Source organism: Francisella orientalis FNO12 (assembly GCF_001042525.2).
Lineage (GTDB): Bacteria > Pseudomonadota > Gammaproteobacteria > Francisellales > Francisellaceae > Francisella > Francisella orientalis.
On record NZ_CP011921.2, the window covers coordinates 1431156 to 1455203 of the forward strand.

Here is a 24048-nt window from a genome sequence, read left to right on the forward strand (position 1 = left end):
ATATTTTATTTAGAGAAAATCTTTTTTATAATTTTTCTCATATATCTTATAAAACTTAAATCTTTATTTTCACTCTCTAGATACTGTATATAATCATTACATTCTTTAATTTTTACTGAGGATTCACTAATCACTTTTTGATTATCCGTAATCGACATCATCAAATATTTAGCTATTTTTATAGCATCTCCATAATCCAACTTGGTAGAGAAAGTTCCTACTACTGCATCTATATAATCACTATCCATCCCATACAAAGATCGCAGGAAAAGCTTTAAAAAAAGGTCTTCATGTTCCTGAAAAGCTTTACTATAAGCAAGATAGTCCTCTAATTCTCTAAGATATTTAACTTTTTTATTAGCCCCACTACAAAACCCCATATCATGTATCCGATATACAGACATTACCTCATCAATACACTTAACCGGTCCAAACTTTGAAAAAACAAGTAAATGATATCTATCACCATAATATAACTTAAAATACTGATCTATATCTCTTTTATATTGACAATCATACCTAAATAAATATGAACTCGTATGAATATAATTATCTATAATATCAAAAAAAGTATATTCTTCCTTAACATTTTCAATCACTAGCTTATCTGTTTCCAAATCATTCTCTAAATATCTTGTATTATGGACACATCCCATAAATTGTAAGTTCTGTTCAAGAAAATCCACCTGCTTCTTCAATTTATGAGGATCTATCCAGTAGTCATCACCTTCACACAATGCTATATATTTACCCCTTGACTTAGGCATAGTAATATCCGTAAATAGCTTCACACCTTTAGTAAATTGATTTTCAGTTTGAAATATTGGTTTAATAATATTTGGATATTTAGTCTGATATTTAGAAACTATATCGGCTGTACCATCAGTTGAACAATCATCACTTATAATTATCTCAAATGGAAAATCTGTTTCCTGCATCAAAAAACTATCGATAGCCTGACCAATATATTCTTCATGATTAAAGGTTATGCAACATATACTTACCATTATATCATTTGTTTTCCACCTACTTATAATATCAAACTCCTCTCTTTTATTTATATTCATCGAAGCCCTCCTGCTTTAAAGCCACCTTATCAACCTTACCATTAGCATTTTTAGGGAGCTTATCTTTAACAACTACAACATTAGGAATCATATAACTAGGCAAAATACTAAAAAGCTCATTTTTTATTTCCAACTCTGAAATATTTTTTTGTGTTGCTATAAAGGCAATAATTTTTCCATAGTTTACTCGATCTCTATTATACAGAACTGCTGACTGATGAACATAGTCAAAACTATTTAAAACGGATTCTATTTCTTCTAACTCGATCCTATATCCCATATGCTTTACTTGATTATCCACACGACCAGCAAACCATAGTATTCCATCTTTTTCATAAACTATATCACCCGTTTTATAGACAATATCCCTATATGTTTTTACTAAAGGATTTTGCACAAAACTTTGCTCTGTTCTTTCTATGTCATTATAGTATCCTGCGGCCACGTTTGGCCCTACTAAGCAAAGCTCACCTTTTTCACCATCGTTTAGAAGTTGTATATTCTCATCTACTATTAGATATTCAAAATTTGGATTAATTACTCCAAGTGGTGCTAGAGTACTCATATCTTCAAAATCTTTTTCTGTTATATCGTAAGATGTGCATATACAAGTTCCTTCAGTTGGTCCATATACATTTATAATCCTTGCACAGTCTTTATAAATATAATAAAGTTTTTTGAGCTCTCCTTTAGGAAAGCCTTCTCCGCCAAATATAAATACTCGTATGTTCTTAAAACTATTTTCGTTTAAAACTCTCATTGTAAGTAGATAAACTAATAATGAAGGTACACTAAACCAAATTGTACATTTATTTACATCAATAAACTTTACAAGTTCAAGAGGTTTCTTGAGTAACTCTTTTTTTATAGGCACTAAACAAGCACCACTATATATAGCAGTATAAAAATCAAAAACTGAGTTATCAAAATACATGGGGCTGACTTGAGCAAATCTATCTTCGTTTGAAATACTATATCTATCTATACTCCATTGCAAAAAGCTTAAAACATTGTTATGAGAGATTGCAACACCTTTCGGGTTCCCCGTACTTCCTGAAGTAAACATTATATACGCAATAGTATTCCCAGTTATTCTTGATGAAATATCAATATTCTTATCATTAAAACTATTTAAAAAGTTTTCATTACTTAAATCAGCGATATGTATATTCATATCCTTAGCAACATTTTTTATCAATATCGAAGGAACATGATCACTTATGAGTAGTCGAGGAGAACATGTTGTTAATATTTTTTCTAGTCTAAGTGGAGGGTTTTCTTCATCTAGATTAGTATATGCTGCTCCTATTTTGAGACATGCCAGCATACTTGCATATCCTTCAACTTCTTTTGTATTGAAAATTCCTACTACATCATGAGGTTTTACCCCAAAAGATAAGAGATAATTAGCAATCCTATTAGATAAACTATTTAATTCGTTATAACTTATTTTTTTTCCTTCATAGATTAGTAGAGTTCTTTCACCATTTCCATACACTATATCGTAAAAATAGTTTGCCAAATTAAAATAAGCCATTACTCCTCCAAAACTGCATAACCAAAACCACTCTGCCCGAATCCATTTCCATTATAAAACATATACGTTCCATATAATGTTTCTACAACATGAGGATATGCCATCATTTTACTATCCCAACCTTCTTTGCTTATATTAATGCCAGCCCTCTCATCATCTCTATTCCAATTTTTAAGATCTTTAGACCATGCATAACCAATTCTATAAGCATCTCTGCCATTTCTGAAATCTTCAACCCCTCTATAACAGAACCACATATGATAAATATCATTCTTATAAATGACTGACGGTCTGTGAGTTGCTTGAAAACATTTTTTGGGTGTTGGAATAATTTGCTTACCATCTCTACACCAGTTTACTCCATCTTTTGAAGTTGCAGTTTTAATCACATAAATTTCTTCATATTTATTGTTTTTCTTTATCCAACCCATGCCCGATGCATAAAAAGCATGCAACATATTTTTAGCTTTCATTGCATAAAAACCTGTTGCTGAATACAATTCAACTGGCGTCCTATCAAAAACAGGTCCTTCAAAAACTTTTTTAAATGTTTTTCCTTCATCATAGCTTTCCGCAAGACCAGTCCAATTACTATAAGGAATTGATTCCCTTCTGCTCCACCCGCCAATATACATACAAACTTTATCATCATATTTCACTATTGATTGTGGCATAACACCATGTTCATCATACATCCCATCTTTACCAAGTTCAAAAATTGGTTGATCATGTATATAAAGTATCTTTTTAGGATCTTTTATATCAAGGTCCATATAAGTGGTCATGCTTAACCCTGGTTTTGGACGGGTAGCAAAATAAACTCTAAACCTATCTTCTAAAACTAATACGGTGGGTATCTGAGCATGACTTTTAATAAAATCACTTTTTATATCATCAGCTTTAAATATTAAGCATTTTTTTATCCACTTCATACGTGTACCTAAATATTTATATTGTAAAAATAATACTCAAACACTCTCTTAAATCCAGTTTTATTTGCTAAATTTATAGAGGCCTGATTATTAGAATAACAATCCCATACAGGAATAACATTATTACTTATACACTTATTAACAAAACTTTTGACCAATCCTGTAGCCAACCCTTTCCCTCGAACTTTTTTATTAACAAAAACATCAGTCTCTGCATAGCCATGAGAAATTGCAGCCGCATAACAAATACCTATATTATATTCATCAACAATCGCAAAGCTATTTTCCCTAAATTCTAAACAAGTACTCCAATAGCGACTATCAAGCTCTAAGTCAAAAAAATCATATACACTGTCATCTTTATCTTGAATATCAAAAAACTCAATTTGACTTTCAAAGTCATTATGCATATTAAGAGAGTGAATATACTTTATTCTAGTACACCTATCATGAAGCAAATATCTACTATCCTTGAGTTTCCCATTAGGATCATATAGTCTAAGCTTTGGTACCAAAACTTTAAGTTTTTCACTAATTCTATCTATTAATTTAGCATAATCATAATATTCACCTAGAATATAACAGAACCCAAACTTATGAACTATTATAAAAGTAGATCCTTCTTGAAAAACATAACCTTCTTGCTTATTATCAACGACAGACAAAATGATGGGGAAGTATATAATAAAATCATCAAATTCACTGTAAATTTTAATATATTCAAATTTTTCTAATAATTTCATTTTCCTTTAAAACACCAAACCTCCATCTATTTGTAAAGTTTTACCATTCATATAGTCACTTTGTATCACAAATTTTACTGCCTCTGCAATATCTTTCGCTTTACCCAGTCTTTTTATAGGAGTTTCTTTTCTTACATGATCTAATATCTCTTGTGTAACCGCACAATTAGTTGATTCAGTATTCATGAATCCTGGAGCAACCGCAATACACCTAATACCAAAACTACCTAGCTCTTTTGCCCAGACGGCCGTCATAGACTCCAAACCAGCTTTTGCAGCACTATATGCACTTTGTCCTGCATTGCCTCTTGCGCTAATAGAACTAATATTTATGATTACGCCTTTTGTTCTTGTCATGATCATCTGTTCCACCACATATGAACCCAAAACAAAAGGGGCTGTCAGATTTATGTCTATGACTTTCTGCCACATTAATACACTATGTCTTTTCTCTTTTGACATTATGTTAATAAGTGGTTCACTATATAAAATACCTGCATTATTTACTAAAATATCTATCTTAGAAAATTGTTTTTTTATTTCTTGTATAGTGTTTGATATTTGATTTTCCTTTGTTATATCACAAGGTATTTTGAATAAATTCTTATTTTTCACTAAACTTTCAAGGGCCTCCTTACTTATATCAAGCACGCAAACTATTGTATTATTAGACAATAACATTTCCACTATTGCCTTACCAAGACCATTTGCACCACCTGTTACAATAGCAACTTTATTCGCTAACTCCATATTACACCAACTTTTCACTAACTATTTTTTTTATAGTTCCTATATCTCTCATATTCATAATATCATCCATTGTCAGCTGAATATTTAATCCTTCCTCAATGGAAGTTATCAGATCCATATGAGTCAAGGAATCCCACGCTGGTACATCACCCATAGTAAACTTGTCTTTTATTTGATCCTCTTTCAGCCTAAAAACCTGGCATAAAATATTATCTAACGCATTCATACACTAAACTCCTGTAAATTGTAAAAATCTCTTACTGTCAAGTCTAAACTTTTCACCTTCTCTTGAAATAAAAACATCTCTATAAGTAGTATTTTTTGTAACTAAAGTATTTGCACCAATAAAACTCTCACTCTCAATTACCGTATTGTGACCTATAGTAGCATTAACACCCAAGAAACACTTGGATTTTATAACAACATCTCCTGAAACAACAACCCCTGAGGTTATCCAATTGGTATCTTCAATCGCAGAACCATGAGCAATAACCGCACTACTCCATACAAAATTACTACTTCCTATTTTCACATACGGCTGAATTGTTACATGATCTAGGATTATATTATTCTCTCCTATCTCTATATTATCATGCATCTCCACTGATGGGTGGATATAATTTATAAAACCATACCCCCTTTTTTTTGCTTCTTGATATTTTTTTTCTCTTATATCATTCATTTGTATATAACCTATAGCTATAAGCATCTTATGCTCATTAGGACCACACTGATTCTGAATATCCTCAAACTCAATTAAAGGTACTCCTTCTATAAAATCAGTATTCTTATATTTTCTCTCAACTGTAAATGCTACCACCTCGAATTTTTTTTTCACAAACTGATAAACTACTTTCGCTATTTTCCCATTCCCATATATTACAATCTTCATCATAAATCTCCATTTAAACTAAAGTATAATTTCCAAGCATTTCTTTAATATCACTAACGCTATTAAACATCAAAACATCTACAATTGAAAGATATGCACAGAACTCATTACCAAATTGTGGGTACTCAACAATTTCAGACTCTATGAAATTTAGACTCATACTTTTATCAAAAAATGATTGTTTATCATAAAGCTCTTTGCCTCCAATTGCATTTATATAAATATCTGCATCCAATAGCTGACAAATTTGCAATATCTTATCCTGACCCCTAAGATTATTATCTTTGCGAAGATCACTAGACCTTATAAACTTAGTACCCATACCAATATAACCAGATACATTTTTAATTAATTTTTCTAAAAACAAACCTAGATTTTTTTCTTCATCAGTCATTATCTTTTCTAATAAATTATAAACATCACGAAAATATGGAGCTTTAGAGTAAGCTTGTTTAATTATTTTTAATATATTCGGCCTATTATCACCCAAGTAAATTTCATTAATAAGCTTATTCTGACTAGCTCCTAAAAGCTCTAAAGTAATTCTATATGGTTTATTATTAAGCAGAATATTATTTCTATTTATGTAACCTTTTTTTATAAAATTAACATCATCATATATTACAAAAACATCTACAGCATTAATCAGTTGCCAGTAGCTAATATATGCAAAAAAATAAGGCTGCATTACTGCAACTCTCATAAGCTTCCCTTAATAATTGATATTATCTGCTCTTGGACACCTTCTTCGAGCCCATAATAAATTGGTAAACACATTATTCTTTTCGATATATCTCTAGATATAAGCATATACTGTTTCGGCTCTATATAACTAAGAGTATCCAAAGATGGATAAAAATATCTTCTAGGAAAAATAGATTGCTTACTTAAAGATGTTTGAACACTAAGTAGCTGTTCTTCAGACTTAAATAATATAGGAAAGTAGCTATAATTCTCTTCAGCATTATGATTAAACTCTTGAAACTGAACCGAATCTTGTAATTTTAGTTTATATCTCTCAGCAATAGCTTTTCTAGAGCTAAAAATAATATCCATATCATCTAATACACATAATCCCATAGCCGCTTCAAATTCATTCATCTTAGCATTAGTACCCAAATGAGGAATCTCTTCAGCATTTTTGATACCGAAATTAATTAGAAATCTTGCTCTCTCAGCAAGATCATCATCATTTGTAATAAGTGCTCCTCCTTCAATAGTATGGAAAAGCTTAGTGGCATGAAAACTTAGAGTTGATATATCCCCAAAGTTGAGAACACTTTCACCTTTATACTTAACATCAAAAGCATGTGCCGCATCATATATAATTTTTAAGCTATGCTCTTTAGCAATCTTAGCTATTGCTTCAAGATCACAAGGATTACCAAATACTTGAGTAGCAACTATTGCTGTTGTATTTGGTGTTATTTGCTCTTCTATTTTATTTGAATTAATATTAAATGTTTTCTCATCAATATCTACAAATATTGGCTTAATACCATTAGCAACTAACGAACTTGTCGTTGCCACAAATGAAAAAGGCGTCGTAATAGCAAAATCTTTGACTCCTAAAGCTCTATAAGCTATTTCTAAAGCAACTGTTCCATTAGAAACTAGAACAATATTTTTAACTCCTAGATAATTTGCTAAACGCTGCTCCAACTCTTTGACAAGAGGCCCACTATTAGTAATTTGTCCGCGACTATATATTTGTTCAACATATTCTCTATATTTTTCAATATCTGGCAAATATGTTTTTGTTACATTTATCATATAAAAAGCTCAAAGTTCATAAATTTTTCTTACTACATCCAAAGACCAAAACAACTAACCATTATTTTAACATTTATAATTATAATATGACCGATACTGATGAGCATTCTCCATATAATATTCAATACACCAATGCGTCTTAACAGATTAGACTAATTATCTTTTAAACAAACTCAAAATCTTAGATTTCAAAAAATCAATTATGCTTTTATTTTTTTCTAATTCCAACAATTGCTCTAATGTTTTTATATATGCATTACACTCTTTTATAGTACCTTCTCTAGACTCAATAATTTTATTTATAGGGCTATTACTATCTATTATAACAGTTGCTAACATGGTAATGATTTTTTGAATATCCTTTGATTGATAATTTTCCATCACTAATTTCGAAAATGTCTCTGAGCTAATATTTTTAATTGTAAAATAAAGCTGTTCATAAAATTTAGGTTTATATTTTTCATCAAATTTATAAGTATAATCAACAAATGCCACTAAGATTTCCATTATTTGGTGATCAGCAGAATTTTTACTCCATTCTCCTTTATCATGCACTCGCCATACTGACATTACTTCGTCAAAATATTTAATAGGTCCCAGAGTCATAAAAGCTAATGTCATATAAACATCTCCTCCACACTTCCTATAAAAAAAATTCTCAATCAATGGTCTAAAATCAGTATCATATCGATAAACCCAAGAGCTAGTTTGAAAATAACAATTACCCAAATATTCTTCAAATGTGTAGATATCTTTATCATGAATATTTCGAGATGCCAACTCAGCCTCTTTGCCATCCCTTAAATATCTACTAGCATGTGCTGAACCTACAAACTTAGGATTTTCTTCAAGAAAACTTATTTGTTTCTGCAGTTTTAAAGGGTCTGTCCAATAATCATCTCCATCACAAAGAGCTATATACCTAGATTTACGATCTTTCATAACGCGCGGCAACATACCAGGCAATAATCCAATTCCCTGACTCATCTGATTCTCTAACTCATATATAGGCTTAATTATTTTAGGATATTTTGCGGCATATCCTTTGACAATTTTTGCTGTAGCATCGGTTGACGCATCATCTCTTACAATCACATCAAAATCAAAATCTGTTTCCTGCATCAAAAAACTATCTAAAGCTTGACTTATAAATTGCTCCTGATTATAGGTTTGACATAAAATAGTCACTAAAAGCTTTTCTTCCATCTTATTCCTACTCCTCACAATATCTTTTTTCACCAAATTGTAACGAACTTTATATTTTTGTATTACACTATCAAAGTTTTCTATTAAAATATTAGTTTATTATGTTTGACTTAATCTTTAAACTCAACCATAAGATAAAGATCAATATGCTGTTTATGGTATACTCCGCTAAATACAACTTGGCTTTCACTAAACAATTAAATATCTTAAACTTATAACACAAGTAAAAATACTATAAACAAATAACTTTTTGCTATTATCTCAAAGAATAGCATATAACGTTAATAGGATTTTCACATGTTTATTTGGTGCTTGATTGGGCTTGTATTTTAAATAAGGTTATTTAATTTAAAAAATAGTTTAAGAAAAAATCTTCTGTAAAACTAAAGAGGTTAAATTAGCTTTTTTGTGCAAAAAAATATTATTATTTACGGTAAAGGTAATTTTGCAAAGCAAATGTTATATTACTTCAACACAAGTTCAGATTATAAAGCTATTGTATTCTGTACAGATAATAAATATATAACTAACAGCACTTTTTGTAATCTACCAATAATCTCTTTTGATGAAATTGAGTTTGAATATCCTCCAAATATATTTAAAGCTTTTGTTGCAGCCGGGTATTCAAATATGAGAGCAAGAAAAATGATGTTTGAAAGCATTAAAGCAAAAGGTTATACTTGTGTAAATTATATTAGCCCATTAGCAATTATAGACTCGAGCGTTCAAACAGGAGAAAATAATGTTATATTACAAAATTCTGTAATAGAGCCTTATGTCAGAATAAGACATAGCAATATAATATGGTCATCTTGCAACATATGTCATAATGTTAATATTTATAGTAACTCATTCATAGCCTCTCAATCTCTAGTAGGTGGCTTCTCAATCATCAAAAACAATTATTTTATTGGCTTCAACAGTACCATTATTGAAAATATAACTCTGGAAGATAAGGCCTTAATAGGTGCCAAATCCCTAGTTTTAAACAACACCGAAAAGCATTCAAAATATTTAGGAACTCCTGCCAAACGAGTTTCCACACATAAAGAACAAGGAATAAAGATATTATGAAAAAAGTAGCTATTTTACAATCAAACTATATCCCGTGGAAAGGATATTTTGATCTTATAAACATGGTTGATGAATTTATCTTATATGATGATGTTCAATATACTAAAAATGATTGGCGAAATCGAAATAAAATAAAAACATCTCAAGGCTTACATTGGCTTACAATTCCTGTTTATCAGAAAAACTTAGAGCAAAAAATAAATGAAACAGTAATAGCAAAAAATAATTGGGGCAAAAAACATTGGAACACAATAGTAAGCAATTATACAAAAGCAAAGCACTTTAAAGATTATAAAGATATATTTGAAGATTTTTATATGAACTCCAATGAAAACCATCTAAGTGAGATTAATTACAAATTAATTACTATAATCAACAGAATACTGGATATTAAAACCCAAATAAGGTGGTCAAGTGAGTTTGAACTCGGGTATGGACAAACAGAAAAATTATTAGGCATTTGTAAACAATGTAACGCAGATGTATACTTAAGTGGTCCTGCTGCCAAAAATTATTTTGATGAAACGCTAGCTCAACAAGAGAACATAAAGGTTGAATGGATGGATTACAGTGGATATAGAAAATATCAACAACTACACCCTCCATTTGAACATGGAGTAAGCATTCTTGATTTAATTTTTAATGAGGGTAACAATGCTAAAAGCTATTTAAAAAGTTTTAACTCCGGAGATAAAAATGATAAGTTTTAACACTCCTTACAAGTTTGAAAATAACTTTAATGAATATCCAACTTGTGGTGATAACAAATACACCTGGCTATGCCACAAATGGTTTGAGGTTAAGTTTAAATGTAAAAAAGCTTTATTGACTACATCTTGCACCCATGCTTTAGAGATGGCTGCTATTTTACTTGATATAAAGGAAGACGATGAAATAATTATGTCTTCATATACTTTTGTATCGACCGCAAATGCATTTGTTTTGCGAGGTGCAAAAATAGTGTTTGTCGATATTCGTCCAGATACTATGAATATAGATGAAACAAAAATAGAAGCTGCTATTACACCTAAAACTAAAGTTATTGTTCCTGTTCATTATGCGGGAATTGCATGTGATATGGATAGTATTATGGCAATTGCTAAAAAACATAATCTCTTTGTAGTAGAAGATTCTGCTCAGGGTGTCATGTCTAGCTATAAAGAGCAAGCCTTAGGTACTATAGGTGATATAGGTTGCTATAGCTTTCATGAAACAAAAAATTACTCGATGGGTGAAGGTGGAGCAATTATCATCAATAATGATAAATTCATCGAAAGAGCTGAAATCATAAGAGAAAAAGGAACAAATAGATCTAATTTTTTTAGAGGACAAGTTGATAAATATAGTTGGGTTGATATAGGCTCTTCTTATCTGCCAAGTGATATTTTAGCTTATTACTTGTATACTCAACTAGTAGTCGCTGATAAAATTAATAATAAGCGTTTAAGCTTATGGAAAAATTATTACATTAGTTTAAGACCTCTCTCTGATAAAAAACTTATTGAATTACCAACCATACCCAATAATTGCCAACAAAATGGGCACATGTTTTACATAAAAGTTAAAAATTTAAAAATAAGAAATAAATTGATTAGATTTTTAAAAGATAATAATATAACAGCACCTTTTCACTATGTTCCTTTACACAGCTCTGAATATGGTAAACACAATACTAAATTTACAGGCAAAGATATTTTCACAACAACTGAAAGTAAAAGGCTTTTAAGACTTCCTATGTTTTATAATCTCGAAACAAAAACAATTAAATACATAGTAAATTACATTAAGGAATTCTTTAGTGCTAATGAAAGATAAAAATGTAGGCCTACAAATTTTAAGAGGCTTGGCTGCTTGGTCAGTCGTTTTCCATCATTATAACCAACTTTTTTTGGATTTAAATATGAGAGTCTACTTGGATATCTATTCTATAGTCGAGGGCAATTTGGTATAGATATTTTTTTCGTTTTAAGCGGATTCTTGATGTATATCGTAGCAGCTAAAACAAAAAATACTACAGATTTTCTGCTAAAAAGAGCATCAAGAGTATTCCCCGCTTATATATTTTTCACTACATTACTAATTTTATGTATATATATATCTTTCCTGATATAAATTATCCTATAGCTTTTATAAATTTGAAGTTTTTAATTTGTTCTTACCTAATGATATCAATGCAAAACCCTTCTGGAATAGGTTACTATCCTTTACTTACAGTAGGTTGGACACTATCTTTAGAGCTTTGCTTTTATGTGATTGTATACTTTTCTTTAGTTTTTAGTAAAAAATATTTCTTTTTTTTAGTCATAATAATTTCATATATATTTCCTCATTTCATTAAAATCGAAATGTTTGAGTATATGCACACTTTTATTTATGGTTTTGTTTTTGCATATTTTTATAATAAATCTGAACAGTTAAGTGTTATCTTAAGCAAAAAAGAGATAAGAGCTTTCATAGCTTTTATGATTCTTGTTCTATTTAGTGGCGCATTTGGATGGGATATTCAAATTAAAGCTTTTTGTGAAACACTGATACCCATATTATTTTTAGAAGTTAAAGATGAACTCGCTTCTAAATTCAAAATTCTTGGAGACATTTCATACTCAACATATCTATTCCATTCAATCCCAATGATTATTCTAATGCACTCTATCAACTTACCAAATCGTAGTTTGGTTGCAAATATACTATTTACGGTACTTTTTTCGATATTTATATTTATAGTATCTCTGTTGAGCTATAAGTACATAGAAAAACCCTTTTTATGGAAAAGCCATAAGTACAATAGGGATAAAAATTAGAAACAATCTACAATATATTTTAAAAGAACCAATATTTCTCGCAACTTATAATATTTTCCATAGTGAAAAGAGAAAAAATAGCTTTTTAAAAAACTAAGATAGTTTAAAAAAAATAAAATTAAGTTAATTTAAATAATGTTATTATTTCAAATTGTTGGGATGAATTATCAAAACAAACGGTCACATCTGTAAAAAACCTTTCTAAAACAAGTGTGTAAATTCACTTACACAAACTCTGAGCTCTATCTTAATATTCAATAGTAAAATAGGCATAACCCACTCCAGAATCTATTATCTGGTCTGCTAGTATTTAACTATCTTCTGATTTTTTATATTTAAACACTACCTTTATCTTAAGCTTGCTAGAAACAATCTAGCATCTTAATCAAGAATTTACACAGTTAATTGGAAAGAGCCATAAAAAAATCTAGCTTTATCAAATAACTTATATATACTGAATTCTATATTCAAACATCAAAGATAAATGTATTATTGCTTATATGAGGTTTTTCACTTTATTTACAGTCTCTTAGATATATTTATGATAAGTTAGTTCAATAAGCTCTTTTTCGCCACTATCTTCTGTATAAATTTTTGACTGCCTTATAGGCTTGCTATACAAGTGTAAAGAGTATGAGGTTGTATCTGATATATTTGATATTGAGTGTATGACATCAGTCTCACTCTTAAAAATATTATTTTCTTTAATAACCTTTTTATTCAATTCTTTCAACACACCATTACAATCAAGATAGTAATTAGTATTAACTAATGAACTACTATTAAGTACTACTATACAATCTTGACCATTATGATCATGGGGAAGTGACCCAGTGCCTTTTGGCCACTTCATCAATATAACCTCAAAAGAATTACTTAAGTAAATTAAATTCCTTGTATAAATATCACTTCTATCACAACAGCTATCTAATATATCTATATTTATCAAATTGTTAATCGAAAATAAAAGATCCTTATAATTAGATTTACTAGTACACCAATCTTCACATATTTTCCTTATTTTACTTAATGAACTCATTTCTACTTACGCAAGTTTATTATTTACATAATCAATTAATGATGAAATAGTTTGCACTCTATCTAAATCATTATCAGGAATTTTGATATCAAATTTTTCTTCAATTAATAAATAAACTGTAACTGCATCAAGTGAATCTAACCCTTGATCTACTAAGCTAACATCATCTTTTAAGTTCTCAGTACTAAACATAACATCAGCTTCATTTATCGTATTTATTATATCTTCTTTTGTAATTTTCATTTTACTCTCCATATTTTCCTACTCTTTCTAAGATAGCACTTGCCCATGATAATCCAACCCCAAAACCACTAATTACAAACCTATTAGAGCTTCTATCTAATTCTTTTTCTAATATAATAGGTATAGATGATGAAACTGTGTTTCCATAATCACTCATATCGAAAACAATTTTAGACTCATCAACCTTTAATCTTTTACCAATAGTATCAACAATATATTTACTGCCCTGATGCAAAATATATTTATCGATATCTTTATCTGTATAGCTGTTTTTCTCTAATAGTTGAGATATATGTTTAGGAATCATTGTAGCTGTAAATGTAAAGACCGCCCTTCCATTCATATATAACTTACCATTATCACAAATTAACTCTTTATAATTACTTCCATCTGTACCAAATAATACATCTTTGAGTTCTAAAACTAACTCTTCACCAATATATGTAACTGTTGCAGCATCTCCAAAAAGTAAAGCTGTATTTTTATCATCTTGATCAACTATCTCACTATATGGATCAGCTGTAAACAACAAACCTCTTTTAAGATTATTATTTTTCATAAAAGAAATAATGTTTGATAGCCCATAAACATAACCACTGCAGCCTAATGATATATCGAAACACGCACAGTTATTAGGTAAGTTAAGTTTACTATGAACAATTGCTGACGTATGAGGAATATTATAATCAGAATTTTGAGTGACGACTATGCAACAATCAATTTTTGATTTATCTATAAATTTCTTTCTCTCTAGATTATTAAACGCTTTTACACATAAATCTGATGCTTTATCACTTTCTTCTTTTATTAAAAAGCTTCTAACTCCTATTTTTTGCTCTATAAAGCTATCATCGATTTTAAATTTATCTTTTTTATCATAATTAGATACTTTACTATCGGGCAAGTAACTTGCTATACCTGTTATTCCCAGCATTTTATCCCTTATAGCCTTATACTAAACTAAAGTATATGAACCCTAATGATTCATTATCCAAAAAAATTTCTGTTTTGGTAAGCTTAAAATTAAAGTTTGACTTAAATTCCAGCCTTATTAGATAATAATTCAAAGGAATTTTTTTAAGCTGCAGCCTAGTAAAATACCATTTACCAAAAGCTTCTTTAAACATATTTTCCAGAAGACTCTTATTTAAGGCAACTATATTTTCAATAAGGCTATACGATGTATCTTTATTTAAATTAATTTTCCCTAAATCTAAATCAATTTTTGAAAGCTCGACAATTTTATTTTCAGCATAATCATACCTACAAACTATATCATCTTTATTTTCGACTAAGTAGTATGTCTTTTTATCATCATTTGTATCATAAAATTTTACAACTACTTTTGCATCCGTAGCATTATCTTCTACAATATCTAATTTTTTTTTTGCAATCCCATGAAAAGATAAGTCAAGCATCGTATTTTCATAATTTAAACTATCATTGAAACAGTTTTTGAGCTCATTAAAAATATCTGTACCATGAATATAATCTCTAGAACCTTTAAAACAAAAATTCAATTTTTTTTTAGTCATTTTTCTCTCTGTTCTCTTGCAAAATTTCTTATTCTTCTTGTATGATTATATGCAAAGTTACCAGATACCTGCTCACCAGCAACAACATCTTTAACTACTACACTACCTATTTTTATACTTGCATTATCTCCTATATTCACATAATCAGCAATTATAGAAGAGTTACCAATCCAACAATTATTACCTATTTTTGTCCAGCCTGCAACTTGCACTCTTCCTGTTATAATATTATTTTCCCCTATTTTACAACCATGTCCAATATTAACATTTACACTAATCTTAGTTCCACGCCCTATTGTTGTAAACTCATCATGTGCTCTTTGGATCATACTACCTGTCATAATTTCCACATTTTTATGCAAATGTACGCCTCCCGCATGTAAAAATTTGACAACCTCACCACTTTTTCTTCTTCGAAAATAAAAACCTTCACAACCCAATACTACATTATCACCTATTATGCAGTTATCTTCTATTATAGTATAATCATTTATGATTACATTTTTACCTATAGAAACATTATCTCCAATATAACATTTTGGACTAATAAATGAGCTCTCATCAACCACTAATGATTTACTTATCTTATAATCCATGCGCGGTTTAATTAGCCCATTTACTATAAACTCATTTAAAATCTCTCCGTATAAAAAAACTGGCTCATCATATACTGCGACTGCCTTAGTAGTTTTATGTCTTAACTCGCTCGTTGTTATAATTGCTGAAATATTTGGGTTTTTCTCGGCTATCTCTATAAACTCTAAATTAGAGGCATAACACAAAACATTACTTTTATCCTTTATGTTTGCGTTGCCTACGATCCCAAAAGAACCATCTTTTATAACCATTGAACTATCTATAAACTGGCTTAATTTGTATATTTTCTTCATCACCAACCTACTTATCTCATTTACCTTTCGATCTTTTAATACGTACTAAATTTTTCAAAGTCCATATATAACCTAACTTATAAACTAAAGCTTCTAATAAATTAAACTTTACTAAATAAACTCTTCAACTTATTTTTTTAAGATAAAACTCTATAGTCTCTTTAAACATTTTCTCAAAATCTTGAGATGGTTTCCATTCTAGTTCATTTTGAATCTTACTATTATCTATAGCATATCGCCAATCATGACCTTTTCTATCTTCAACAAATGATATTAGTCTATTATGTGGAGCATGCTCAGGCTTATACTCATCCATTAGTTTACATATAGTATTTATAAGTGTCAGATTATTAACCTCATTAATACCACCTATATTATACACCTCACCAACAATACCTTTCTCAACTACTGTTTGTATAGCATCACAATGATCTACCACATACAGCCAGTCACGGATATTTGAACCATCTCCATATACCGGAATAGGCTTTTTGTTGATACAGCTATTAATCACAACTGGTATTAACTTCTCAGGATGTTGATATGGTCCATAGTTATTTGAGCAATTTGAAATCGTAACTGGCAATTCATAAGTATGATGATATGCTCTAGCAATATGATCAGATCCGGCTTTTGATGCTGAGTATGGTGAGTTAGGCTCATATGCCTTTGTCTCTGTGAATGCCGGATCATCTTTTGATAATGTACCATACACCTCATCTGTAGATACATGATGGAACTTGCAACTTGTTTCATCTAAGCCTAACTCATCAAACCAATATCTTTTAGCACAATTTAAAAGTGTAAATGTACCTATTACATTTGTCTCCAAAAATACCTTAGGATTAGCAATTGAGTTATCTACATGAGATTCAGCTGCAAAATGCACTACAGTTTCAATATTATATTTTTTGAGAGTCTCATATACTAACGTCTCATCACAAATATCACCTTTGATAAAAGTATGATTATGTTCATTTTCTAAATCCTTTAGATTATCTAAACTACCTGCATAAGTAAGTTTGTCATAAGATACTATTTTCACATCGTCATATCTCGATAACATCATACGCACATAGTTACTACCTATAAAACCAGCAGCTCCTGTTACTAATATGTTTCTAGGTTTATAGTCCATTTATATATTCCTTTATAGTTTAAATAGTATTTTGATATTTTAAAATCTTATAGAGTAATTGTAGCTTGTTATTTACTATTAGTTAATAGTAAATTGATTTCATAAGTAAATTTCAAGTTATGTGCATTACAACAACTGAGTAAGATAGTAATATGTCCATATCATTCTCACGCAGGTGGGAATCTTTATCACATGTATCTACTAGTTATAAGATATTCGTCTTCACAGCTATAACGACAAGGAGCATAACCCTAGCTCGATGGATTAATTATCACTCAGAATCCTAGTGACACAATCTTTCAGTGAGTCTTTCCAGTACCGTAGCTCTATATCGAAATCTGACTTTATCTTACTCTTATTAAGTACACTATAATGCGGACGCTTCGCAGGAGTTAGATAATCTTTAGTTTCAATTGAATTAACCTGACAGCTTATATTTGCAATATTCATAATCTCTTTAGCAAAATCATACCAGCTAGCTACACCCTCGTTACTATAATTATAAATTTCTAATTTTGAGTTTTGAATCCTCAGAAGTATATCTAAAATAGATTTTGCTAAATCTTTGGCATAGGTAGGAGTACCTACTTGATCATAGATAACCCCCAAAGAGTCTCTTTCTCTACCCAAGCGAAGCATTGTTTTGACAAAATTATTACCATAATATGAGTAAACCCATGATGTTCTGATAATTATCGAGTTTTTAGGATTTATATCCAAAATTGCTTGTTCACCAGCAAGCTTGGTAGCACCATAAACACCTTGCGGGTTTGTAGCATCTGCTTCAATATACGGCTTATAATTTTGGCCATCAAAAACATAATCTGTAGATATATGTACTAACTTAACGCCATGCTCTTTTGCAACCATAGCGATATTAGCAACAGCAAGATGATTTATCTTATCTGCCATTTCAATATCAGTTTCAGCTTTATCCACAGCAGTATATGCTGCACAATTAATAATAGCCCCAATATTATTATCAATAATAAATCTCCGCACAGACTCATGTTCTGTTATATCTAACAACTTACTATCTGCAAATATAAAGGTATAATTTTGAATTTCTAATTTTGAACTAAACACTAACTCTTTTAATTCAGAGCCTAACTGACCACTACTACCTGTTACTAATACATTCATAACTCTTAATGCCTATTAAATATCTTGCGCTATATCAAATTACTCATTAACCACTAATTCAAAATTTACAATTCAAAATTCAGCATTAATAATAATTCTTCCCATACTCAAATAAATCAATTGTCTCATTCAATTTCGGTTGAATCCTATCTTTTGCTGACAACTTGAGCTTATCAGCAGGTACTTGCCAGTCTACAACAATACTATCATCATCAAAGGCGATACCCCTATCGTACTCTGGAGAGTAATAACTATCAACCTTGTAAGCAAATACAGTATCATCTTCTAAAACAACAAAGCCATGAGCAAACCCTCTTGGTATAAGTATTTGTTTTTTATTCTCAGCACTTAATTCAATTGCAATATATTGACCAAAAGTAGGACTACCCTTACGAATATCTACAGCAACATCTAGCACTCTACCTTGAATAACTCTAACAAGCTTGGTCTGCGCATGTGGAACCAACTGATAATGTAAACCTCTAAGCACTCCATAATAGCTCTTAGACTCATTATCTTGACAGAAGTTAATCTTATAACCTAAAAAATCAAAGAGCTTATCTTCTCGAAAAGTCTCTATAAAATAGCCTCTACCATCACCGTGAACAGTAGGCTCACAAATAATAATATCACTGATATGTGTACGCGTAAATTTCATCGTGGTACTGCTCGCTCTTTTGCTCTCTTTATCAAATACTGACCATATTGATTTTTCTTGAGCGGTTGGGCTAATTTAAGAAGTTGCTCTTTTGAGATATATCCCATCTCATAAGCAATCTCTTCAAGACACGCAACCTTTAGCCCTTGTCTGTCTTCTATAGTTTGGATAAAGTTACTCGCTGCAAGCATGCTCTCATGTGTGCCAGTGTCAAGCCATGCATATCCTCTACCCATAGTCTTAACCTTAAGACGCGCTTCATCAAGATACATCTGATTAAGTGTAGAAATCTCTAACTCTCCTCTCTCAGATGGTTGTACTTGCTTAGCCTTAACCACTACATCACTAGGATAAAAATACAAGCCCACAACCGCATAGTTTGATTTTGGCTTCTTTGGTTTCTCCTCGATACTAATCACATTCCCATCTGCATCAAAGTCTGCCACACCATATCTCTCTGGATCATCAACATAGTAACCAAAAATACTAGCACCATTCTCTTTTTCTACATTTTGTATACTTTTAGTAAACATCTTGGGTAGACCATGGCCATAGAAAATATTATCACCAAGCACAAGACAAGCTGAATCCCCCGCCAAAAACTCCTCAGCTAATATAAAAGCTTGAGCAAGCCCATCTGGACTAGGCTGTATAGTATACTCAAGATTGATTCCAAGGTCAGAACCATCACCCAAAAGATTTTTAAAACTAGGCTGATCTTGTTCTGTTGTAATTATAAGTATATCTTTTAGACCAGCCAACATAAGCACAGAAAGTGGGTAGTAAATAAGTGGCTTATCATATATTGGTGTAAGCTGTTTACTCACACCTTTTGTAATTGGATACAGTCGTGTACCACTACCACCAGCTAATATTATACCTTTCATAGTAAACCCTAAGAGAACAAATAGATAACTAAAAGATAGTATACGAATAGCAATCTGAAATTTCAATCACAGAGCTAGGTATATTGAAAATATTGTAAGAAACAAAAACTTTGAATATATTGAATATAGATTAAAACTTTGACAGATACCAGTTATAAATTCTTTTAACACCTTCTTCAAGCTCTACATTGTGTTTCCAGCCAAGCGAATGCAGTTTAGATGGATCAGTAAGTTTAACCATTGTACCATCTGGCTTATCAGCATTAAACTTAAGTTCACCTTTGAAACCAACAATACCCTTAATAAGCTCAGCTAACTCTCTAATAGAGATATCAATCCCAGTACCGATATTGATATGAGTATTTCTTATCTCTTTAGCATCTTTAAGATAGGTATCTTTGAAGTCTCTATTTTCTAATAAAAACACACATGCATCTGCCATATCTTCAGAGTATAAAAATTCTCTTCTTGGATTGCCTGTACCCCATATTTCTACAGAACTCTCATTCACACCGAATTTAGATAAATACTGTCTAACTTCTTCAATAGAGTTTACTTTCAAATCATGCAACACTTGCTCCGTCTTGCCTTCATCTAGAAGTTTTGCAAGATGTATCTTTCTAATCAGCGCTGGTAAAACATGAGATTTCTCAAGATCAAAATTATCATTAGGCCCGTATAGATTTGTTGGCATCACAGATATAAAGTTTGTGCCATACTGCAAATTATAGCTCTCACACATCTTGATACCAGCTATCTTAGCGATAGCATATGGCTCATTAGTGTACTCTAATGGACTAGTTAATAAACAATCTTCTAGCATAGGCTGTGGAGCATCTTTAGGATATATACATGTACTACCCAAAAATAGAAGCTTCTTCACACCATTTACATAACTTTGATGGATAACATTATTTTGAATCTGAATATTATCATAGATAAATTCTGCTCGATAAGTATTGTTCGCAACAATCCCACCAACTTTAGCTGCCGCTAAAATCACATACTCAGGTTTTTCTACCTTAAAAAAATCCTTAACAGCTTTTTGATTAGTTAAATCAAGCTCTGCGTGAGTTCTCAATACTAAATTAGTATAGCCTTTAGATTGAAGATTCTTAACAATAGCTGAGCCAACCAACCCTCTATGCCCAGCTACATATATTTTGCTATCTTTATGCATTTTAAATAATTCCTTACTCAAAATAACTCATAATTTTATAGCCACCTTCTTTTAGGTAAACATCTTTCGTCATCAATTTCAAATCACTTTCCATCATATCATTTACAAGATGCTCAAGGTCATATTCTCTGCTCCAGCCTAATTTTTGTTCAGCCTTTGTAGGATCACCCAATAATAGATCTACTTCTGTAGGTCTGAAATATCTAGGATCTACACAAACCACTACCTGACCTTCTGATATATGAGATAAATCAACATCCGCTTTTTCAGCTCTAGCTAAATCCACTGAATCAACTACACCGATCTCATCAACACCCTCACCTTCAAATCTCAGATTAATACCTGCATAAGCAAATGATAATTTAACGAAATCTCTAACTGTAGTAGTCTGACCAGTAGCAATCACCCAGTCTTCTGGCTGATCAGCTTGCAGAATCATCCACATCATTCTTACGTAATCTTTGGCATGACCCCAGTCTCTTTTAGCATCTAGATTACCCAGATACAGCTTATCTTGAAGGTTAAGCGCTATTTTAGATGCTGCTCTTGTAATCTTTCTAGTCACGAAAGTCTCGCCACGCACTGGAGACTCATGATTAAACAAAATACCATTACAAGCATACATACCATACGCTTCTCTATAATTCACAGTAATCCAGAACGCATACATCTTAGCTACTGCGTAAGGTGATCTTGGATAGAATGGCGTAGTCTCACTCTGCGGAATCGCTTGAACTTTACCATAAAGCTCAGATGTACTTGCTTGATATATTTTAGTCTTCTTCTCTAACCCAAGAAGTCTAACAGCTTCTAAAATTCTTAATGTACCTGTACCATCAGCATTAACAACATATTCTGGGGTCTCAAAAGATACATGTACATGACTCATCGCAGCTAAATTATAGATCTCATCTGGTTGAGTATCAGCAATAATTCTAGTTAGATTCATAGAATCTGTCATATCACCATAGTGTAGAATCAAATTTCTATTCTCAACATGAGGGTCTTGGTATAAGTGGTCGATTCTATCAGTATTAAAAAGTGAACTTCTTCTTTTGATACCATGAACAACATAGCCTTTTTTTAATAAAAACTCAGCCAAATATGAACCATCTTGACCAGTAATACCTGTAATTAATGCTACTTTTTTCATCTGCAATCCTTATATTTACTTTATTAAACTCTATTAAAATCATCTTATAGTCTAACGATATCATCCTCACCAGTGTACTCACCAACTTGCACCTCTATCAGCACTACTGGAATCTTACCATTATTTGCTAGCCTATGCACTTCACCCATACGAATATACACAGACTCATTAGGTCTAACAATAAATTCTTGATCTCCCTTAGTCACTGTGGCTGTACCTGAGGCCACTATCCAGTGTTCACTACAGTGATAATACTTCTGTAAAGATAATCTTTTGCCAGGCTTAACTTCTATTTTCTTAATCTTATATCCTGGAGTATCTTCTAATACGGTATAAGTGCCCCAAGGTCTATGTGCTGTTAAGTGGATATTTTTAAGATCATCACTTAGAAGCTCAACAACCTCTTTTACTCGTTGTGAGCTACCTTTTTTAGCAATCAAAAGAGCATCTCCACTATCGACAACTATAAGATCTTCCACACCAATAGTAGCAACCTTTTTAGGGCCTTTTTCACTATGTATCAAATTATTTTTACTATCAATACTAATATGGTTTCTATTGATAGTGTTATTATCACTATCCTTAGGTAGTTGATCAAACAGCGAGTCAAAACTACCCACATCATTCCATACAATATCAGCAACAACCATCTTTATCTTGTTTGATTTCTCCATCACAGCATAATCTATCGACTTTGCTGGAATACTCATCATATCATCATATTTGACAGCATCTGAATTCTTTAGATCACTTTTATCGTATGCTTCAACACACGCTGTATATATTTCTGGAGAATGTTTCTTTAGCTCTTCTAAAAAGACGCCTGCTCTAAACATAAACATTCCAGAATTCCAGTAGTATGAACCATCTACTAAAAACTTCTCTGCTGTAGCAGCATTTGGCTTCTCATGAAAACTCTCTACATCAAAATCACCAGCTGATTTGATATATCCAAAGCCAGTATTAGCAAAAGTTGGTGTAATACCAAATGTAACAAGAGAGCCTTCAGTAGCTAATTTCTTAGCTTGAACTAAGATACTTCTATATTCATCATCAATATTAATAACATGGTCTGATGGAGTCACAAATACTATTTCTTGCGGATCTAACTTCATACATGCTAGAGCAATTGCAGGAGCTGTATCTCTACCAACAGGCTCTTCAAGAAAAATACTTTTATCCAAAATGCCTAGCTCATCTAACTGATCTTTTGCTAAGAATAATTGCCCCTCATTTGAAACAACCATTGTTGAATCACACAAGCTAGAATTTCTCTCAACAGTTAACTGAAACAATGATTTATCACTAAACATTTTCACAAATTGTTTTGGCAAGAGCTTCCTACTGATAGGCCAAAGCCTAGTACCACTACCACCACAAAGTATTAAGTTTACCACTACTTCTCCT

27 protein-coding genes are annotated in these 24048 nt (G+C 31.1%); 5 read left to right on the forward strand and 22 right to left on the reverse strand.

Features of this window, described 5'->3' with window-relative positions; translation table 11 throughout:
• Window positions 1–5: 5 nt before the first annotated feature.
• The 10 genes from FNO12_RS07390 to FNO12_RS07435 all read right to left on the reverse strand — a co-directional run bounded on the left by FNO12_RS07390 (window position 6) and on the right by FNO12_RS07435 (window position 8933).
• Window positions 6–1067: a glycosyltransferase family 2 protein gene (locus FNO12_RS07390; RefSeq protein WP_014714838.1), complete on the reverse strand. Its 1062-nt coding sequence runs from the start codon at window positions 1065–1067 to the stop codon at window positions 6–8.
• The gene (locus FNO12_RS07395) at window positions 1054–2604 is read right to left on the reverse strand and encodes an amino acid adenylation domain-containing protein (RefSeq protein WP_014714837.1); all 1551 of its coding nucleotides are present in this window, start codon (window positions 2602–2604) and stop codon (window positions 1054–1056) included. Before FNO12_RS07395 ends, FNO12_RS07390 begins: the two co-directional genes overlap by 14 nt.
• Entirely contained in the window at window positions 2604–3536 is a 933-nt protein-coding gene (locus FNO12_RS07400; protein ID WP_014714836.1) for a glycoside hydrolase family protein, read from the reverse strand. Before FNO12_RS07400 ends, FNO12_RS07395 begins: the two co-directional genes overlap by 1 nt.
• Before the next feature lie 8 nt (window positions 3537–3544).
• The gene (locus FNO12_RS07405) at window positions 3545–4279 is read right to left on the reverse strand and encodes a GNAT family N-acetyltransferase (RefSeq protein ID WP_014714835.1); all 735 of its coding nucleotides are present in this window, start codon (window positions 4277–4279) and stop codon (window positions 3545–3547) included.
• A gap of 6 nt (window positions 4280–4285) precedes the next feature.
• Window positions 4286–5029 carry an SDR family oxidoreductase gene (locus tag FNO12_RS07410; RefSeq protein WP_014714834.1) on the reverse strand — a complete coding sequence of 248 codons (744 nt, stop codon included), beginning with the start codon at window positions 5027–5029 and terminating at the stop codon, window positions 4286–4288.
• Window position 5030: 1 nt separating this feature from the next.
• Entirely contained in the window at window positions 5031–5255 is a 225-nt protein-coding gene (locus FNO12_RS07415) for an acyl carrier protein (RefSeq protein ID WP_014714833.1), read from the reverse strand.
• A gap of 3 nt (window positions 5256–5258) precedes the next feature.
• Window positions 5259–5924, reverse strand: a complete 666-nt coding sequence (locus tag FNO12_RS07420) for a PglD-related sugar-binding protein (protein ID WP_030005725.1) — start codon at window positions 5922–5924, stop codon at window positions 5259–5261.
• A 10-nt stretch (window positions 5925–5934) separates the two neighbouring features.
• Entirely contained in the window at window positions 5935–6624 is a 690-nt protein-coding gene (locus tag FNO12_RS07425) for a WbqC family protein (RefSeq protein WP_014714830.1), read from the reverse strand.
• Window positions 6621–7694, reverse strand: a complete 1074-nt coding sequence (locus FNO12_RS07430) for a DegT/DnrJ/EryC1/StrS family aminotransferase (protein WP_014714829.1) — start codon at window positions 7692–7694, stop codon at window positions 6621–6623. The genes FNO12_RS07425 and FNO12_RS07430 overlap by 4 nt, the downstream gene beginning before the upstream one ends.
• 156 nt (window positions 7695–7850) lie before the next feature.
• A complete protein-coding gene (locus tag FNO12_RS07435) occupies window positions 7851–8933 on the reverse strand; it encodes a glycosyltransferase family 2 protein (RefSeq protein ID WP_148663988.1) in 1083 nt (360 codons plus the stop codon).
• 375 nt (window positions 8934–9308) lie between these two features.
• On the opposite strand from FNO12_RS07435, the gene FNO12_RS07440 reads away from it, so the two are divergent.
• From FNO12_RS07440 to FNO12_RS07455, 5 genes are all read left to right on the forward strand, one after another.
• Window positions 9309–9974 carry a PglD-related sugar-binding protein gene (locus tag FNO12_RS07440; RefSeq protein WP_030005726.1) on the forward strand — a complete coding sequence of 222 codons (666 nt, stop codon included), beginning with the start codon at window positions 9309–9311 and terminating at the stop codon, window positions 9972–9974.
• Window positions 9971–10684, forward strand: a complete 714-nt coding sequence (locus FNO12_RS07445) for a WbqC family protein (RefSeq protein ID WP_014714826.1) — start codon at window positions 9971–9973, stop codon at window positions 10682–10684. Before FNO12_RS07440 ends, FNO12_RS07445 begins: the two co-directional genes overlap by 4 nt.
• On the forward strand, window positions 10671–11789 hold the full coding sequence (gene rffA, locus FNO12_RS07450) for a dTDP-4-amino-4,6-dideoxygalactose transaminase (protein ID WP_014714825.1): 1119 nt from the start codon (window positions 10671–10673) through the stop codon (window positions 11787–11789). Before FNO12_RS07445 ends, rffA begins: the two co-directional genes overlap by 14 nt.
• A gap of 138 nt (window positions 11790–11927) precedes the next feature.
• The gene (locus tag FNO12_RS11785; protein WP_367888649.1) at window positions 11928–12086 is read left to right on the forward strand and encodes a hypothetical protein; all 159 of its coding nucleotides are present in this window, start codon (window positions 11928–11930) and stop codon (window positions 12084–12086) included.
• Window positions 12087–12136: 50 nt separating this feature from the next.
• The gene (locus FNO12_RS07455) at window positions 12137–12775 is read left to right on the forward strand and encodes an acyltransferase family protein (RefSeq protein ID WP_335583387.1); all 639 of its coding nucleotides are present in this window, start codon (window positions 12137–12139) and stop codon (window positions 12773–12775) included.
• A gap of 529 nt (window positions 12776–13304) precedes the next feature.
• On the opposite strand, the gene FNO12_RS11030 is transcribed toward FNO12_RS07455, so the two are convergent.
• The 12 genes from FNO12_RS11030 to FNO12_RS07515 all read right to left on the reverse strand — a co-directional run bounded on the left by FNO12_RS11030 (window position 13305) and on the right by FNO12_RS07515 (window position 24038).
• Entirely contained in the window at window positions 13305–13628 is a 324-nt protein-coding gene (locus tag FNO12_RS11030) for a cysteine dioxygenase (protein ID WP_014714822.1), read from the reverse strand.
• A gap of 192 nt (window positions 13629–13820) precedes the next feature.
• Window positions 13821–14057 (reverse strand): acyl carrier protein, encoded by a 237-nt coding sequence (locus tag FNO12_RS07465; RefSeq protein ID WP_050346501.1) that lies wholly within the window; start codon window positions 14055–14057, stop codon window positions 13821–13823.
• Window position 14058: 1 nt separating this feature from the next.
• Window positions 14059–14991, reverse strand: coding sequence for a ketoacyl-ACP synthase III (locus tag FNO12_RS07470; RefSeq protein WP_014714820.1), 933 nt, complete (start codon window positions 14989–14991; stop codon window positions 14059–14061).
• A 16-nt stretch (window positions 14992–15007) separates the two neighbouring features.
• Complete coding sequence (locus FNO12_RS07475) at window positions 15008–15592, reverse strand: hypothetical protein (protein ID WP_014714819.1); 585 nt, start codon at window positions 15590–15592, stop codon at window positions 15008–15010.
• Complete coding sequence (locus tag FNO12_RS11615; RefSeq protein WP_014714818.1) at window positions 15589–16482, reverse strand: LbetaH domain-containing protein; 894 nt, start codon at window positions 16480–16482, stop codon at window positions 15589–15591. The genes FNO12_RS07475 and FNO12_RS11615 overlap by 4 nt, the downstream gene beginning before the upstream one ends.
• A gap of 124 nt (window positions 16483–16606) precedes the next feature.
• A complete protein-coding gene (rfbB, locus tag FNO12_RS07485; protein WP_014714817.1) occupies window positions 16607–17620 on the reverse strand; it encodes a dTDP-glucose 4,6-dehydratase in 1014 nt (337 codons plus the stop codon).
• A gap of 264 nt (window positions 17621–17884) precedes the next feature.
• Window positions 17885–18763 (reverse strand): dTDP-4-dehydrorhamnose reductase, encoded by an 879-nt coding sequence (gene rfbD, locus FNO12_RS07490; RefSeq protein ID WP_014714816.1) that lies wholly within the window; start codon window positions 18761–18763, stop codon window positions 17885–17887.
• Between the two features lie 85 nt (window positions 18764–18848).
• On the reverse strand, window positions 18849–19421 hold the full coding sequence (rfbC, locus tag FNO12_RS07495; RefSeq protein ID WP_014714815.1) for a dTDP-4-dehydrorhamnose 3,5-epimerase: 573 nt from the start codon (window positions 19419–19421) through the stop codon (window positions 18849–18851).
• Window positions 19418–20308, reverse strand: a complete 891-nt coding sequence (rfbA, locus tag FNO12_RS07500; protein ID WP_014714814.1) for a glucose-1-phosphate thymidylyltransferase RfbA — start codon at window positions 20306–20308, stop codon at window positions 19418–19420. The genes rfbC and rfbA overlap by 4 nt, the downstream gene beginning before the upstream one ends.
• Before the next feature lie 130 nt (window positions 20309–20438).
• A complete protein-coding gene (locus FNO12_RS07505; RefSeq protein WP_014714813.1) occupies window positions 20439–21488 on the reverse strand; it encodes a GDP-L-fucose synthase family protein in 1050 nt (349 codons plus the stop codon).
• Window positions 21489–21501: 13 nt separating this feature from the next.
• Window positions 21502–22641: a GDP-mannose 4,6-dehydratase gene (gmd, locus tag FNO12_RS07510; RefSeq protein ID WP_014714812.1), complete on the reverse strand. Its 1140-nt coding sequence runs from the start codon at window positions 22639–22641 to the stop codon at window positions 21502–21504.
• A 44-nt stretch (window positions 22642–22685) separates the two neighbouring features.
• Complete coding sequence (locus FNO12_RS07515) at window positions 22686–24038, reverse strand: mannose-1-phosphate guanylyltransferase/mannose-6-phosphate isomerase (protein ID WP_041265070.1); 1353 nt, start codon at window positions 24036–24038, stop codon at window positions 22686–22688.
• Between the last annotated feature and the right edge of the window lie 10 nt (window positions 24039–24048).